Source organism: Sulfitobacter sp. SK011 (assembly GCF_003352065.1).
Taxonomy (GTDB): Bacteria; Pseudomonadota; Alphaproteobacteria; order Rhodobacterales; family Rhodobacteraceae; genus Sulfitobacter.
Window position 1 is genome coordinate 1,886,777 of the sequence record NZ_CP025803.1, and the last position, 14,923, is coordinate 1,901,699.

Here is a 14,923-nt window from a genome sequence, read left to right on the forward strand (position 1 = left end):
ACCGCAACCTGCCATGCTTGTCAAGTGGGTTGGTGCCAATAAGAGCATCACTTGCGCGAAAGGGAGGATGCCCAAATGTCCGGCGACGGCACAGTGGGAAAAGCAATGGATGTGCTCGATCAGGTGGCTGCTTTTGGCCGTCCGGTGCGATTCGGTGCCCTGCTGAGCGCCAGCCCCTTTCCCAAAGCGACGTTGTATCGGTTCCTGCAAACCCTCACCAATCAGCGGCTGTTGGAATATGACGCTGAACACCAGACCTATTCATTGGGGGTGCGGCTTGTGCGTCTGGCCCACGCGGCCTGGACGCAATCCAGCCTTGCCCCGATCGCGCGCCCTCATCTGGACCAACTGAGTGCCAAGATCGGGCTGACCGTGCATCTGGCACAATTGGACAATGGTCAGGTCCTTTACGTGGACAAGCGCAACGCTGTGCACCCGGTCGAGATGTTCAGTCAGGCCGGCAAGGTCGGTCCCGCCTATTGCACCGGCGTGGGCAAGGCGATGCTCGCCTTTTTGCCCGAGCTTGAGCAACGCCGCGTTCTGACCCAGCAAAGCTATCACCGCTTTACACCTCAAACCCTCGCAGAGCCTGCAACGCTCAAGGCGGAACTGGCCCATATCGTTGAACGCGGCCATGCCTATGACCGCGAAGAACATGAACCGGGCATCATCTGTGTCGCCGTGCCCATTTTGACGGGACATGACAAGGTGCTGGGCGGTCTGTCGATCACCGGTTCCACCCAAACAACCAATTATCAAAAGCTCGACGCGCTGGTGCCGGATCTCAAGGCAGCAGCACTGGCCATCGCACAACACGCCGAGGCGTGGCGGTTTCCGGGCGATCACCCCATTCAACAAACAGGAACTTGAAGCATATGACAGGTGTAACGCTAAACGGTGCCATCAAACGCTATGGCGATGTGCAAGTGATCCACGGCATTGATCTGGTCGTTGAAGACGGTGAGTTCTGCGTCTTTGTCGGCCCGTCAGGCTGCGGCAAGTCGACGTTGCTGCGCATGATTGCAGGGTTGGAAGAGACCACCGAAGGTCAGATCAGCATCGGCAGTCGTGACGTGACCAAAGCCGACCCGTCAGAGCGCGGGGTGGCGATGGTGTTTCAGACCTACGCGCTTTATCCGCATATGACGGTTGCCGAGAACATGGGTTTTGGCTTGCGGATGAACGGCGTGCCCAAGGCCGAGATCGCCAAAAAGGTCAAAGCGGCGTCCGATATCCTGAAACTGGATGATTACCTGAAACGTAAACCTGCGAACCTGTCCGGGGGGCAACGGCAGCGTGTGGCCATTGGCCGTGCAATTGTGCGCGGTCCCGAGGTGTTTCTGTTTGATGAACCTTTATCGAATTTGGACGCCGAACTGCGCGTTGAAATGCGCGTTGAAATTGCCCGACTGCACAAGGAAATCGGGGCGACGATGATCTATGTGACCCATGATCAGGTCGAAGCGATGACGCTGGCTGACAAAATTGTCGTGCTGCGCGCTGGTGTGATCGAACAGGTAGGTGCCCCGCTTGAGCTCTACCGCGACCCCGACAACCGCTTTGTGGCGGGCTTTATCGGCTCGCCCGCAATGAATTTTCTGAACGGCACGGTCAAAGATGGCGCTGTCGATGTGCCTGCACTGGGCCGGGCAGTCTCACCTACAGTGAAATTACCACCCGATGGCACGGCGGTGACTGTCGGATTGCGCCCCGAACACATGGAGGTGCATCCGGGCAAGGGGGCGTTACATGCGGATCTGTCCGAGGCGCTGGGCGGGGTCAGCTATCTGCACCTTGATACACCGACCGGAGAACGCATCATTGCCGAGGAACGCGGCGATGACCGGGCCCGCGAAGGCGATACCGTTGACATCACCTTTGAACCACGGCGTCTGATGCTCTTTGATGGGAAATCCGGTCTGCGGCTCAGGTAATGTTTTAGGCTTAAAATATTTTGGCTTGAAATACATCAAAACCTCCCATAGGCTTTCCCAAACGTCAGCATTGGAGGAAGTTTTTGGCGCAATCTGTTCGCTCAAAAAATGCGTCTTACCGACCGGGGCACGTGATTGTCACCGGGGGCGGGTCAGGCGTTGGGGCCGCCATTGCACAGGCTGTCGCCTTAACCGGGGACCGGGTGACGATCATGGCTCGGCGGAAGGAGCCGCTGGTCGAACAGGGTCTGCCCTATCAAATCTGCGATGTGACCGACGCGACCGCCGTCAGGCAGGCATTTGCATCGGCACGCGCAGAAAACGGTCCGATTACGGGCGTCATTGCCAACGCAGGCGCGGCCCATTCCGCGCCTTTTGACAAAATTACCGCCCAGGACATGGCGGATATGCTGGCCGTCAACGTCACCGGCGTGTTCAACGTCTGGCAGGCCGCCCTGGCCGAGATGAAAGAGGCAGGCCACGGGCGTCTGATTGCAATTGCCTCAACAGCTGGGCTCAAAGGCTATCCCTATGTTGCGGGCTATGTCGCGGCCAAACACGGGGTTGTGGGGCTGACCCGCGCCTTGGCTCTCGAACTGGCGCGCACCGGCATCACGGTAAATGCCATCTGTCCGGGGTTCATCGACACACCGTTGCTGGAAAATTCCATCCAAAACATCACCCAGAGTACCGGAAAGACAGCCGAAGAAGCCCGCGCAATTCTGCAACGCGCCAGCCCGCAAAACCGGTTTGTTCAGGTCGAAGAGGTTGCCGCCGCCGCTCTTTACCTCATGTCCGACGCCGCCGGGGCGGTGAATGGGCATACGTTGTCATTGTCGGGTGGCGAGGTATGAACGGCCCCAAAGACCGCCTACGCCTCTGGCTGCGGCTGCTCAAAGTGGTGCGCGGCATCGAAGGTCAATTACGTGAAAATCTGCGACAGGAATTCGCAACCACCTTGCCGCGCTTTGACATGCTCGCCGCCCTGTCACGCCACCCTGAGGGCCTGAAGATGAGCCGCTTGTCCGGCGTGCTGCGCGTCTCCAACGGCAATGTCACCGGCATCGCGGACCGACTGGCAGAAGAAGGTCTGGTGAAACGGGTGCCTGTGCCGGGGGACCGCCGGGCGATGATCCTGCGGTTGACGCAGGCAGGTGAGGTCGAATTCGCGCGGCAGGCGGCGGCCCATGAAGCGTGGATTGATCAGATGCTTGCCAGTGTCAGCGCCGAGGATGCCCGCGCGATGGCAACCCGCCTCAACAGCTTTGCCGCCCATGTGGAAGAAAAGGAAAATGCCAATGCGCAGTGATGTGAAACATTTTATCTGCGAGATCGACGCCGGCATCGCCACCGTGCGGCTGGACCGTCCGGACCGCAAGAACCCGCTGACCTTTGACAGCTACGCCGAACTGCGCGACTGGTTTCGCGATCTGGTCTATGCTGACGATGTCGATGTGGTGATCTTTGGCTCCAACGGCGGTAACTTTAGCTCTGGCGGCGATGTCCATGATATCATTGGGCCTTTGACGCGCATGAATATGAAGGAACTGCTGCGGTTTACCCGCATGACCGGTGATCTGGTCAAGGCCATTGTGAACTGTGGCAAACCGGTGATTGCGGCAGTGGACGGCATTTGTGTGGGCGCGGGCGCGATTATCGCAATGGCTTCGGACCTGCGCATCGCAACGCCCGAAGCCAAGACGGCCTTTCTGTTCACCCGTGTCGGTTTGGCGGGCTGTGACATGGGGGCCTGTGCGATCCTGCCGCGTGTCATCGGCCAAACCCGCGCGGCTGAGTTGCTTTACACGGGCCGGTCGATGACGGCGGAGGAAGGCGAAAGATGGGGCTTTTTCAATCGCTTGACAGACGCAGCTGATCTGGAAAGTGCCGCCCGTGATCTGGCGCAGAAGATTCAGGCGGGTCCGAATTTTGCACATATGATGACCAAGACAATGCTGGCGCAGGAATGGTCGATGTCGATCGAACAGGCAATCGAGGCCGAAGCACAGGCGCAGGCCATCTGCATGCAAACCGGGGATTTTGAGCGGGCGTATCAGGCGTTCGTTGCAAAGGAGCGCCCGGTTTTTGAAGGGGATTGAGCGGTGCAGCGTCTGGACATGTGTATTTTGGGAACAATGAAACGGGGGGCTTTGCACCATGTCTGACCGCAGTTTTCTGGAATGGCCATTTTTTGAGACACGTCACAAGGAATTGGCCGAGGCGCTGGATCAGTGGGCGGGCAAAGAACTGTCAGCAATTGACCACATTGACACAGACGCTGCGTGCCGGTCGCTTGTCGCGATGTTGGGGGCCGCAGGGTGGTTGCAATATTCCGGTGCCGAGGCCGGTCAGAAACTGGATGTGCGCAGCCTGTGTCTGATCCGCGAGACTTTGGCGCGCCATGACGGTCTGGCGGATTTTGCCTTTGCGATGCAGGGACTTGGGACCGGCGCAATCTCGCTTTTTGGCACCGTAGAACAGCAGTCTGACTGGTTGCCACAGACCCGGTCGGGGTCGGCGATTTCTGCATTTGCATTGACCGAGCCGCAATCGGGATCGGATGTGGCCAATTCCACAATGACCGCGACACGCGACGGCGATGAGTATGTGCTCAATGGCGAGAAAACATGGATATCCAATGGCGGGATCGCAGATGTCTACACGGTATTTGCACGAACCGGCGAGGCACCCGGCGCACGCGGGCTGAGCGCACTCATCGTCCCTGCAGGCCTGCCCGGGTTTGAGATCGCAGAGCGTTTGCAGGTCATGGCGCCGCATCCGCTGGCACGGCTGAAGTTCACTGATTGTCGGGTCTCTGCATCGGCGATGATCGGGGAGCCCGGCAAGGGGTTCGGCATTGCGATGGCGGTCTTGGATGTGTTCCGTTCCACCGTGGCGGCAGCGGCCTTGGGATTTGCCCGCCGCGCGCTGGATGAAGCGGTCGTGCGGGTGAATACCCGTCACGTTCAGAATGCGCCGTTGGCCGATCTGCAAATGGTTCAGTGCCGCATCGCTGATATGGCGGTCGATGTGGATGCAAGTGCGCTGCTTGTCTACCGGGCCGCCTGGGCCAAGGACATGGGCGCGGCGCGGGTCACACGCGAGGCCGCAATGGCCAAGCTTTTCGCCACCGATCAGGCGCAAAAGGTGATTGATATGGCGGTGCAACTGCATGGCGGGGACGGCGTGCGCATCGGCGAGACGGTCGAACGACTTTACCGTGAGATCCGGGCCTTGCGGATCTATGAAGGCGCGTCAGACGTGCAGCGTGTGGTGATCGCACGACAGACTTTGGGGGGCAACACATGACACTTTTCCAATCTGCCCACAGCGATACATTTTCCCGTGACAACCTGCCGCCACAAGAAAGCTGGCCGGACCTGCTTTTGGAAGGATTTGACTATCCGGAACGCCTGAATGTCGCTGTGGAACTTACTGATTCAATGGTTGAAAAGGGTTTTGGTGATCACACGGCCCTGATCGGAAATGGGCGGCGGCGCACCTATAAGGAACTCGCTGACTGGACCAACAAACTGGCCCGTGCACTGGTTGAAAACCTTAGCGTGAAACCGGGAAACCGTGTGTTGATCCGCAGTGCGAATAATCCGGCGATGGTGGCCTGTTGGTTGGCGGCAACCAAGGCCGGTGCGGTGGTGGTGAACACGATGCCGATGCTGCGTGCGGGCGAGTTGAGCGCGATTGTCGACAAAGCAGAGGTCAGCCATGCGCTGTGCGACACAAGGCTGATGGATGAAATGGCGATCTGTGCCAAATCGTCTGAATTTCTGAAAACCGTGGTGGGGTTTGATGGCACGTCGAACCATGACGCAGAACTGGACCGCCTGGCGTTGGAAAAGCCAGTCCAGTTTGATGCGGTTGCAACGGCGCAGGACGATGTGGCGTTGCTTGGTTTTACCTCTGGCACCACGGGCGACCCCAAAGCCACGATGCATTTTCACCGCGATCTGTTGATCATCGCGGATGGTTATGCGCGCGAGGTTTTGGGGGTCACGCCTGAGGATGTTTTTGTCGGATCACCGCCTCTGGCCTTCACCTTTGGGCTTGGCGGCCTGGCGATATTTCCGTTGCGCTTTGGGGCGGCGGCGACATTGCTCGAAACCGCAAGTCCACCCAATATGATTGAAATCATTGAAAAATATAAGGCGACGGTTTGCTTTACGGCACCCACCGCATACCGCGCGATGTTGCAGGCGATGGACGCAGGCGCGGACCTGTCATCGCTGCGCGCGGCCGTATCAGCCGGAGAAACCCTGCCGGCACCTGTCTATCACGACTGGCAGGAAAAGACCGGGAAACCCATGTTGGATGGGATTGGCGCGACTGAAATGTTGCATATTTTCATCTCAAACAGGTTCACCGATCACAAGGCCGCCTGCACCGGCAAGCCCGTGACCGGTTATGAGGCCAAAGTGATTGATGAGGCGGGGGCGCAAGTGCCGCGCGGCACCGTCGGCAGGCTCGCCGTGCGCGGCCCAACGGGGTGTCGATACCTCGCGGATGACCGACAGCATAGCTATGTCAAGGACGGGTGGAACATCACCGGCGACAGTTTCATGATGGACGACGAGGGGTATCTGCATTTTGCCGCGCGCAATGACGATATGATTGTCTCGGCTGGGTATAACATCGCCGGACCTGAGGTTGAGGCGGCGCTGCTCAGCCATCCCTTTGTCAGCGAATGTGGTGTGGTTGCCGCCCCGGACGAGGCGCGCGGCGCAATTGTGCAGGCGCATGTGGTTCTGAACGATGGTGTCCCGAAAGATTTGAATACAATCAAGGTTTTGCAGGATCATGTTAAAGCACAGATTGCCCCCTATAAGTACCCGCGTGATATTCAATTTATCGACGCTCTGCCAAAAACCGCCACCGGCAAGATCCAGCGTTTTGCGTTGAGGAACCAGAAATGAAAGTCACACCATGAGCAGCTTTGACGACGCCTCAAAAGGCGCAAAGATGGATTTTGCCAGGGACAAATCCTATAGCGATTATCTGGGTCTGGACCAGATTCTGACCGTCGAAAACCCGCTGGACATGGCGCATGACGGGCTGTTGTTTATCATCCAGCACCAGACGTCTGAGCTGTGGATGAAGCTGGTCATCCATGAACTTACTGCGGCGCGTCTGGCGATCCGGTCTGGCGATTTGCAACCCGCTTTCAAGATGTTAAGCCGCGTGGCGCGGATATTTGAACAGCTCAATTCAGCCTGGGATGTGTTGCGCACCATGACGCCCAGCGAATACACCGCATTTCGCCCACATCTGGGGGCGTCATCGGGATTTCAATCCTACCAATACCGGTTGATCGAATATCTTTTGGGCAACCGCAACAGGGCGTTGACCAAACTGCACGAACACACGCCCGCACCCCACGCCGCTTTGGTGGCTGAGATGGAAGAACCGAGCCTGTATCAGGTGGCGATTGACCTTTTATGCGCGCGGTTGGGGGCGGAACCGTTGTCTGGCAAGCCAGAGCCAACAGCATGGAGTGCCAAACCTGAGGTGCAGGACCTGTGGCAGCGCGTCTATGAAGACCCTGCAACCCATTGGGAACTTTATGAATTGGCGGAAAAACTGGTTGATCTTGAGGATTATTTCCGCCGCTGGCGCTTTAACCACGTGACGACGGTCGAACGCATCATCGGTTTCAAACGCGGCACCGGCGGGACCAGCGGCGTGGCCTATCTGCGGAAGATGCTTGAGGTCGAATTATTCCCAGAATTGTGGCATGTCAGAGGAGCATTGTAAGTGGCAAATGTTTTGAGAAAAGAAGCATTTATCCTGCCAGAGGGCATGATTTATCTCGATGGCAATTCGCTCGGTCCGATGCCCAAGGGCGTGCCTGACCGCGTGGCCACTATGCTGCGCGATGAATGGTCCCAAATGCTGATAAAGGGGTGGAACAAGGCGGGCTGGATGGCCTTGCCCGAACAGGTTGGCAATATGGTTGGCAATCTGATTGGCGCGCCAACAGGATCCGTGGTGATGGGCGACACATTGTCGATCAAGGTGTTTCAGGCATTGGCGTCCGCCGTCAAGATGGTCCCGGACCGGCGGGTGATCCTGTCTGACACCGGCAATTTTCCCAGTGATCTTTACATTGCCGAAGGGTTGGTGGGCCTGTTGGGCCAGGGGTATGAATTGCGCACAGTCGCCCCAGAAGAGGTCACATCAGCGATCAGCGATGACGTGGCTGTGGTGATGTTGACCGAGGTCGATTACCGATCAGGCCGCATGCATGATATGAAAGCTGTCACCAAACGCTGCCATGACAACGGGTCGGTGATGATCTGGGATCTTGCCCATTCGGCGGGCGCGATACCGGTCGATCTGCACGGGTCCAACTGTGAATTTGCGGTGGGATGTACGTATAAATATTTCAACGGCGGGCCGGGCGCGCCTGCGTTCATCTATGTGCGTCCTGATCTGGCGGATACCGTTGAACCTGCGCTGAGCGGCTGGTTGGGGCATCGCCAGCCCTTTGATTTTGATCTCAATTATACGCCTGCCAAAGGTATTGAACGGATGCGCGTTGGTACCCCACCGATCATTCAGATGGCCGCCCTTGAGGTCGCGATGAAGGTTTGGGACGGCATTGATATGCAAGATGTGCGCGCGGCTTCCGTGGCGTTGCAAGAACAATTCATCGCTGAGGTAGAGGCAAACGTGCCGCAACTGACTTTGGCCAGCCCGCGTGACAGTGCGGTGCGCGGCTCGCAGGTGTCGTTTCAGTTTGAACACGGCTATGCCGCAATGCAGGCGCTGATTGACCGTGACGTGATTGGCGATTTCCGTGCGCCAGACATAATGCGATTTGGCTTCACACCGCTCTATCTTGATGCGGCGGACGTGAGCCGCGCTGTGGCGGTGATCAAAGACGTGATGGACAATGACCTGTGGGACAATGAAACCTATAAAATCCGCGCACGCGTGACGTGATCGGCGAGAGGGAAGGAACACTCATGACACACCGGATCATTCAACCCGAAGGCTGGGCACCTGCAAAAGGCTATGCCAACGGCATGCTCAGTGCGGATGGACATTTGTTTGTCGGAGGGCAGATCGGGTGGACCGCAAATCAGACATTCGAGGCCCATGATTTCATCGGTCAGATGAAACAGGCGCTGAAAAACATCCGCGCCGTGGTCGAGGCCGCAGGCGGGGTGCCAGAAGATATCATGCGCCTGACCTGGTACGTGACCGACAAGGCCGAATATCTCGCAGCACAGGCAGAGGTTGGCCAGGCCTACCGTGAGGTGATGGGCCGGCACTTTCCGGCAATGGCCATGGTCGTGGTCGCCGCGTTGGTCGAAGATGAGGCAAAGGTCGAGATTGAAGCGACGGCAGTGATCAGCAAGAAATAGACGCCGTCTCAAACATCGAAAAATATACTTTCATCAGAGCCTTGCAGGTTGATATTAAACCTATATGTGAGGTCTTTTTCCGGCTGCGCCAATAGCGTTTTTACCCGCACCTTGTGTTCTATCCGCGCCAGCACCGGATCATCCGCGTTGCCTTCCTCATCCGCAAAATACGCGCGGGTGTGCAGCCCGATATTGATGCCCCGCGCCACGATCCAGAGCGTGATATGGGGTGCCTGCATGCCGCCCTTTGGCCAGGGCACCGCGCCGGGTTTGACCGTTTCAAAGCGAAATTCGCCGGTGTCCGGATCACAGGGACAGCGCCCAAACCCGGTAAAATGGGGGTCAGCGCCATCGGCACCTGCATAACGACCGTTGGCATCTGCCTGCCATGCCTCAACCATCGCATCGCGCAGCGGCGTGCCGGTGCCGTCAAATATCTGACCGACGAGGGTGATGCGGGGCCCTGCGGCGTCCCTGGTGATCATCTGCTGACCTATGTCACGGTCATAAACGCCTGTTATCCCCGCAAAATTTGGCGTGCAGCCGATATGAACGTAAGGCCCGGCGGTCTGGCTTGCGGTCTCGGGATAATCGGTCATCACAACCCCTCCATGCGGTTTTCAAACATCGTCTGTCGGCGTCCCCGCAGGGTGATGTCAAACCGATATGCCCGCGCATCCATCGGCACGGTGCGGGCAATATCGAGCGGTGCGATCAACCGCGCAACAGCCTCTTTGTTCGGGATCGTGCGGACAATCGGGCACAGCGGGATCAGCGGATCGCCCTCAAAATACATCTGCGTGATCAGACGTTGCGCAAAACCTGCGCCAAAGACGCTGAAATGAATATGCGCGGGCCGCCAGTCGTTGGGTCCGTTGGGCCAGGGATAGGGGCCGGGCTGCACCGTGCGAAACTCATAACATCCATCCGCATTGGTGATCACCCGCCCACAGCCGCCAAAATTGGGGTCGAGTGGCGCGATATAGCCTTCTTTTGCATGCCGATAACGACCGCCGGCGTTGGCTTGCCAGACTTCAAGCAAGGCCCCCGCAACGGGCCGCCCGAATTGGTCCTGAACCCGGCCATGCACAACAATACGTGGGCCGATCGCCGAATGCCCCTCAGCGGCGAAATTATGCAACAGGTCGGCATCGAGCGGGCCAAGCATGTTGTGGCCAAATACCGGCCCCGTTTCTTCGCTCAGCGTGGTGGGAAAGGACAGTGGGGCGGCCTGCGGACTGCGTTTGATGGAGGTGCGATATTCCGGATGCAAGGCGCGGGGGTGGTTGCTGTGATCACGCGCGACATAGCCGCCGAGTGGTTTCAATTCTTCAGTCATCAGTACGCAAGCCCCACATAATTTTCTGCCATCGCCTTTTGTGCTGCATCATTGCTGCGCAGGAAATCAAGCTCGGCGCGCTGCATGCGCAGATCAAAGTCCGATTGATCGGGAAAGCGGTGCATCAGCGATGAAAACCACCACGAAAACCGCTCTGCCTTCCAGACCCGCGCAAGCGCGCGTTCCGAATAGCGGTCCAACCCATCGGCGTCCTTGTCAGCGTACCATGCCTTGAGCCCCTGATAGAGGTAATGCACGTCAGAGGCGGCAGTGTTCAGCCCCTTGGCCCCGGTGGGCGGTACAATGTGTGCTGCATCCCCGCACAGAAACAGCCGCCCCCAGCGCATCGGTTCGGTCACAAATGACCGCAGCGGTGCGATGGATTTTTCGATGGATGGCCCGGTGATCAGCGCCTCGGCGACCTCAGCGGGCAGGCGGCGTTTCAATTCCGTCCAGAACTGCGCATCGGACCAGTTTGAGACCGTATCGGCCATGGAGCATTGCACGTAATAGCGGCTGAGATTGGCATGCCGCATTGAACAAAGCGCGAAACCGCGCGGTGAATTGGCATAGATCAGTTCATGGTTCACAGGGGGCGTTTCGGACAGGATACCAAGCCAGCCAAAGGGATAAACCTTTTCGTACTCCCGGCGCACGTCCTCGGGGATGGTCTTGCGGCTGACCCCGTGAAAACCGTCACATCCCGCAACAAAATCGCATTCGATCTGATGCTCAGTGCCCTCCACGACGAAACGCACGCTCACCGCATCGGTGTCAGCCCCGTCAATCACAACATCCTCAACATTGAACAGCGTCTGCGCGCCCGCCGCTGCGCGGGCATCATATAAATCACGGGTGACTTCGGTCTGGCCATAAACGATGACGGGCTGCCCGGTGTGTTTGGCAAAATCGACCCGAAACATCGCGTCTTCATAGGCAATCAGCGTGCCGTCATGTGCCAGCCCTTCGGCGCGCATGCGGGCGTCAACGCCTGCTTCTTTCAACAGCGATGCCATGCCCTGTTCCAACACCCCAGCGCGGATGCGGCTTAACACATAGTCACGGGTCTTGCGTTCCAGCACCACGGCTTCGACGCCGACGCGGTGCAAAAGCTGACCAAGCAAAAGCCCCGATGGCCCGCCGCCAATGATCACAACCTGAGTGCGCATCTGTCCTCCTGAGTTGGGATCAGATTACCGCAATTTGACCTTAAGGCCAGTGGTAACGACGCCCGCGTCAGCCCCGTCGAAATATCGGTGCCAGTGCGGCCGACAGCGCAAAGAGCGCGGCAGCCAATGTCACAATGCTTGGCCCGGTGGGGGTGTCGAAAGCAAAAGACCCCGCCAACCCGCCAAGCGCCGCAATTGCCCCAAGGACAATCGCCCAAAGTGCCATCATTTCCGGGGTGCGGGCAAAGGGGCGGGCGGTGGCCGCCGGGATCACCAGCATGGCAGCGATAAGCAGTGCCCCCACAACTTTGATCGCGACCGCAACGGTGATGGCAAGCGCCAGCGTCAGGATCAATTGCTCGCGGCGCGGTTTGCCCCCCGACGCGGTGGCCAGATCGGGGTTGAGCGTGGCTGTCAGCAAGGCCTGCCAGCGCCAGACCAGCAGCACCGCCACCGCAATGGCCCCAAGCCAGATCACACCCAGATCCACGCGCGTGACGGCCAGTATTTCACCAAAAAGATAGGCCGAAAGGTCCACCCGTTGCCCCGGCAACAGCGACACGGCCACCAGGCCAAGCGCCAGTGCCGCATGAGCCAGCACGCCCAGCAGGGCATCAGCACTCACGTGGCGCTCTGACAAGCTGCTGACAATCAGCGCCATGACAAGTGCTACGATCAGAACGCCCGCAAAAATCGGCAGGTCTGTGGCCAGTGCCAGCGCCACACCCAGCAAGGCCGCGTGGCTGGTGGCATCGCCAAAATAGGCCATCCGCCGCCAGACCACGAAACAGCCCAAAGGGGCGGCGGCCAAAGCGACGCCAAGGCCGGCAAGGGCGGCGCGCAATGCAAAATCATCCAGCATCAGCGGGTCCCATGGTCATGAGAATGGCCGTGTCCATGGTCGTGATCATGATCATGCCGATATAGCGCCAATGCCCCTTGGGTGCCGGTGCCAAACAACGCGCGGTATTCGGGGGCATCGGCCACATGTTCTGGCGCGCCTTCGCAACAGACATGCCCGTTCAGACACAGCACCCGGTCAGAGGCGGCCATCACCACATGCAAGTCATGGCTGACCATCAGCACGGCAAGGTTCATCTCGGTGCGGACCTCTTCGATCTGGCGGTAGAATGCGGCGGCACCGGGCTGGTCCAGCCCCTGCGTCGCCTCATCGAGGATCAGGATGTCAGGGCTGCCCAACAAAGCACGCGCCAGCAGCACCCGCTGAAATTGCCCGCCCGAAAGGTCGCTCATCTGTCGTTTCGCAAGTTCCGGCACGCCCGCACGGGCAAGGGCGGCGTCCAGCGTGGCACTGCTTTGCCGATGTGGCAAATTCAGAAACCGCTGTACGGTCAGCGGCAGGGTCGCATCAATCTGCAGCTTTTGTGGCACATAGCCAATGCGCAGCCCAGCAGCCCTGATCACCTCACCCCCACTGGGGGTCAGCGCCCCGATGAGCGCGCGCAGCAAACTGGATTTGCCTGAGCCATTGGGCCCGACGATGGTCACGATTTCACCACGGTCAATGCGGAAATTGACATTCTTCAGAACGACTTGCCCGCCATAGCTCAAGCTCAGATCGCGCGTCTCGATCAGGCTCATGCGGCGTCTTTCTGGCACTCGGGGCACAGGCCCTCGGCCTCAACCACCGTGCGTTCAATCCTGAACCCGGCAGCACGGGCAGCCTCACCCAATCTGCCCTGAGCCGGTGCCGTATCGGTCTCGGCCACCGAATTGCACCCCCGACAGATCAGAAATGCGGGCGCGTGGTCTGACCCCAGATGCGCACAGGCGATGTAGGCGTTGAGCGCTTCGATCTTATGGGCGAACCCGGCTTTGACCAGAAAATCCAGCGCGCGGTATGCCACAGGCGGCTGCGCGCCAAGACCTTCAGCGGCCAGCACTTCAAGCAGGTCATAGGCCCCCAAAGCGCGGTGTTCCGCCAACAGGATTTCCAGCGCGCGGCGGCGCACAGGTGTCAGGCGCAGTCCGGTTTGGGCGCAATGCGCTTCTGCTCTGTCCAGTGTGGTGCGCACACATGCAGCATGATCGTGGCGTTCAAATCCGATGGCGGCCATTGCAAACTCCCGAAATTTTCCACTTGATATGTTATAACATGCAGGATAGCAATTGTAATATTATAACAATAGGAGCCACCATGTCCCGTCTTTTCTGTCTGTTGATGATGACCACCGCACCCGCTTTTGCCGACGCTCCCAAGGTTGTCACCGATATCGCGCCGGTGCATGCGCTGGTCGCTCAGGTGATGGACGGTCTTGGCGCGCCTGATCTTATCATCCCGGCCAACGCATCGCCCCACGGCTATGCAATGCGCCCATCCGAAGCCCGCAATCTGGCGCAGTCGGACATTGTCGTCTGGGTCGGGCCGACCTTGACGCCCTGGCTTGAAGGCCCGGTAAATGCGCTTGGCGCGCAGGCAGAACAATTGGTTCTGGCCGAGGTCAACGGGATCAACGTATTGCCGTTTCGCGAGGGCGAGGCGTTTGAGGCGCATGATCATGAACATGAGCACACTCATGGGCACGCTGATGGTGAGGATGAACCCAGCGACCCACATCTGTGGCTTGATCCGGAAAACGCGTCGGTCTGGCTTGCCGCGATTGCAACAGTGCTGGCCGATGCTGATCCCGACAACGCCGAGGTCTATCACGCCAATGCCAACCGGGGGCAGGTCGCAATCGCGCTTCAGGAAAAAGCCATTGCTGAAAAACTGACACCGCTTTCGGGCACGCCTTTCGTGGTTCTGCACGACGCATTTCACTATTTCGAATCCCATTTCGAGGTTGAGGCGATTGCCGCGGTCAGCGCCGGGGACGCGGCCAAACCGGGGGCCGCGCGTATTGCATCGCTTCGGGCTCAGCTGGCGGACAGCGGTGTGCGCTGTGCCTTTAGCGAACCACAGATCAACGCAAGCCTGCTGGAGACTGTAACCGAAGGGCTGGATGTGAAAATAGGCGTGCTGGACCCGCTGGGTGCGGGCCTGCCGCTGGGGCCGGGGCAATACCCAGCGCTGTTGGGCGCGATGGCCGACAGTATGGTGGCATGCCTGAGCCATAAATAAGGCCCCGTCGCAAAACG

17 protein-coding genes are annotated in these 14,923 nt (G+C 58.8%); 11 read left to right on the plus strand and 6 right to left on the minus strand.

Annotated elements, in window-relative coordinates:
* Positions 1 to 75: 75 nt before the first annotated feature.
* The 10 genes from C1J02_RS09260 to C1J02_RS09305 all read left to right on the plus strand — a co-directional run bounded on the left by C1J02_RS09260 (position 76) and on the right by C1J02_RS09305 (position 9,316).
* Entirely contained in the window at positions 76 to 870 is a 795-nt protein-coding gene (locus tag C1J02_RS09260; RefSeq protein ID WP_114878317.1) for an IclR family transcriptional regulator, read from the plus strand.
* Positions 871 to 875: 5 nt separating this feature from the next.
* The gene (locus C1J02_RS09265) at positions 876 to 1,934 is read left to right on the plus strand and encodes an ABC transporter ATP-binding protein (protein WP_114878318.1); all 1,059 of its coding nucleotides are present in this window, start codon (positions 876 to 878) and stop codon (positions 1,932 to 1,934) included.
* 83 nt (positions 1,935 to 2,017) lie between these two features.
* Complete coding sequence (locus tag C1J02_RS09270) at positions 2,018 to 2,788, plus strand: SDR family NAD(P)-dependent oxidoreductase (protein ID WP_114878319.1); 771 nt, start codon at positions 2,018 to 2,020, stop codon at positions 2,786 to 2,788.
* Positions 2,785 to 3,243, plus strand: a complete 459-nt coding sequence (locus C1J02_RS09275; RefSeq protein WP_114878320.1) for a MarR family winged helix-turn-helix transcriptional regulator — start codon at positions 2,785 to 2,787, stop codon at positions 3,241 to 3,243. Before C1J02_RS09270 ends, C1J02_RS09275 begins: the two co-directional genes overlap by 4 nt.
* Complete coding sequence (locus tag C1J02_RS09280) at positions 3,233 to 4,033, plus strand: enoyl-CoA hydratase family protein (protein ID WP_114878321.1); 801 nt, start codon at positions 3,233 to 3,235, stop codon at positions 4,031 to 4,033. Before C1J02_RS09275 ends, C1J02_RS09280 begins: the two co-directional genes overlap by 11 nt.
* A gap of 58 nt (positions 4,034 to 4,091) precedes the next feature.
* A complete protein-coding gene (locus C1J02_RS09285) occupies positions 4,092 to 5,243 on the plus strand; it encodes an acyl-CoA dehydrogenase family protein (protein WP_114878322.1) in 1,152 nt (383 codons plus the stop codon).
* Positions 5,240 to 6,862, plus strand: coding sequence for an AMP-binding protein (locus tag C1J02_RS09290; protein WP_114878323.1), 1,623 nt, complete (start codon positions 5,240 to 5,242; stop codon positions 6,860 to 6,862). The genes C1J02_RS09285 and C1J02_RS09290 overlap by 4 nt, the downstream gene beginning before the upstream one ends.
* Before the next feature lie 10 nt (positions 6,863 to 6,872).
* The gene (locus C1J02_RS09295) at positions 6,873 to 7,700 is read left to right on the plus strand and encodes a tryptophan 2,3-dioxygenase (RefSeq protein ID WP_114878324.1); all 828 of its coding nucleotides are present in this window, start codon (positions 6,873 to 6,875) and stop codon (positions 7,698 to 7,700) included.
* On the plus strand, positions 7,701 to 8,891 hold the full coding sequence (gene kynU / locus C1J02_RS09300) for a kynureninase (protein ID WP_114878325.1): 1,191 nt from the start codon (positions 7,701 to 7,703) through the stop codon (positions 8,889 to 8,891).
* Between the two features lie 23 nt (positions 8,892 to 8,914).
* Complete coding sequence (locus C1J02_RS09305) at positions 8,915 to 9,316, plus strand: RidA family protein (protein WP_114880484.1); 402 nt, start codon at positions 8,915 to 8,917, stop codon at positions 9,314 to 9,316.
* Between the two features lie 8 nt (positions 9,317 to 9,324).
* On the opposite strand, the gene pcaG is transcribed toward C1J02_RS09305, so the two are convergent.
* The 6 genes from pcaG to C1J02_RS09335 all read right to left on the minus strand — a co-directional run bounded on the left by pcaG (position 9,325) and on the right by C1J02_RS09335 (position 13,902).
* Positions 9,325 to 9,915, minus strand: coding sequence for a protocatechuate 3,4-dioxygenase subunit alpha (gene pcaG, locus C1J02_RS09310; RefSeq protein WP_114878326.1), 591 nt, complete (start codon positions 9,913 to 9,915; stop codon positions 9,325 to 9,327).
* Positions 9,915 to 10,655 (minus strand): protocatechuate 3,4-dioxygenase subunit beta, encoded by a 741-nt coding sequence (pcaH, locus tag C1J02_RS09315; RefSeq protein ID WP_114878327.1) that lies wholly within the window; start codon positions 10,653 to 10,655, stop codon positions 9,915 to 9,917. Before pcaH ends, pcaG begins: the two co-directional genes overlap by 1 nt.
* The gene (pobA, locus tag C1J02_RS09320; RefSeq protein ID WP_114878328.1) at positions 10,655 to 11,824 is read right to left on the minus strand and encodes a 4-hydroxybenzoate 3-monooxygenase; all 1,170 of its coding nucleotides are present in this window, start codon (positions 11,822 to 11,824) and stop codon (positions 10,655 to 10,657) included. The genes pcaH and pobA overlap by 1 nt, the downstream gene beginning before the upstream one ends.
* A gap of 67 nt (positions 11,825 to 11,891) precedes the next feature.
* Entirely contained in the window at positions 11,892 to 12,686 is a 795-nt protein-coding gene (locus C1J02_RS09325) for a metal ABC transporter permease (protein WP_114878329.1), read from the minus strand.
* Entirely contained in the window at positions 12,686 to 13,426 is a 741-nt protein-coding gene (locus C1J02_RS09330; protein ID WP_114878330.1) for a metal ABC transporter ATP-binding protein, read from the minus strand. Before C1J02_RS09330 ends, C1J02_RS09325 begins: the two co-directional genes overlap by 1 nt.
* Complete coding sequence (locus tag C1J02_RS09335; protein ID WP_114878331.1) at positions 13,423 to 13,902, minus strand: transcriptional repressor; 480 nt, start codon at positions 13,900 to 13,902, stop codon at positions 13,423 to 13,425. Before C1J02_RS09335 ends, C1J02_RS09330 begins: the two co-directional genes overlap by 4 nt.
* Positions 13,903 to 13,982: 80 nt before the next feature.
* Here C1J02_RS09335 and C1J02_RS09340 point away from each other — a divergent pair, with 80 nt between their 5' ends.
* Positions 13,983 to 14,906, plus strand: coding sequence for a zinc ABC transporter substrate-binding protein (locus C1J02_RS09340; RefSeq protein ID WP_114878332.1), 924 nt, complete (start codon positions 13,983 to 13,985; stop codon positions 14,904 to 14,906).
* Positions 14,907 to 14,923: the final 17 nt, after the last annotated feature.